This window comes from Mesorhizobium sp. M7A.F.Ca.CA.004.06.1.1 (genome assembly GCF_003999135.1).
Lineage (GTDB): Bacteria > Pseudomonadota > Alphaproteobacteria > Rhizobiales > Rhizobiaceae > Mesorhizobium.
On sequence record NZ_RZPQ01001337.1, the window covers coordinates 1 to 694 of the forward strand.

Below are 694 nucleotides of genomic sequence, written 5' to 3' on the forward strand. Positions count from 1 at the left end.
AGCCCGCCGCCGAAAAGCCCGAATGCGGCTGTCTTCAGACCCAGCGTCCCCGCCAAACCTGAGCCGGATCAAACAATGTTCGCAACCTACCGACCGATCCTCTCGCTGCTTCGCGGCACCGCTTTCCTGCTCGCGGCATCTGGATTGCATGGACTGCTCTTGCCCCTGCGCGGTCAACTGGAAGGTTTCTCGACCGCATCGCTCGGCCTGATGGGCACGGCATGGGCCGGCGGCTTCGTCACCGGCTGCTTCTTCGCACCGCGCATCGTGCGCCGCGCAGGCCACGTTCGCGCCTTTGGCGCCTTTGCCGCATCCGGCGCCATCGTGGCGCTACTGACCGGGCTGATCATCGACGAATATGTCTGGATCCTGCTGCGCGCCTTCACCGGCTTCACCATGGCCGGTGCCTTCATGGTCATCGAAAGCTGGCTGAACGAGAAGGCCACCAACGAGAACCGCGGCACCGTCTTCGGCCTCTACATGATGGTCACTTATGCCTCGATCATGGGCGGGCAGATGATCGTCGCCGGCGGCGACGTGAAGTCCGCATCGCTGTTCATGATCACCGGCATCCTGTTTTGCCTATCGCTCATTCCGACGGCGGTCTCGACCGCCTCTCACCCCAAGCCGCTGCAGGATGTCTCACTTGATGTCAGAGGCCTTTATGCCAATTCGCCGGTGTCGGCTGTCGCTT

The 694-nt window shown here is 62.7% G+C and carries 1 protein-coding gene; it reads left to right on the forward strand.

What is annotated here, in order from left to right; genetic code table 11:
• Positions 1-75: 75 nt before the first annotated feature.
• Positions 76-694: MFS transporter (locus EN906_RS36175; RefSeq protein ID WP_127375875.1), on the forward strand; the 619-nt coding region annotated here is incomplete at its 3' end.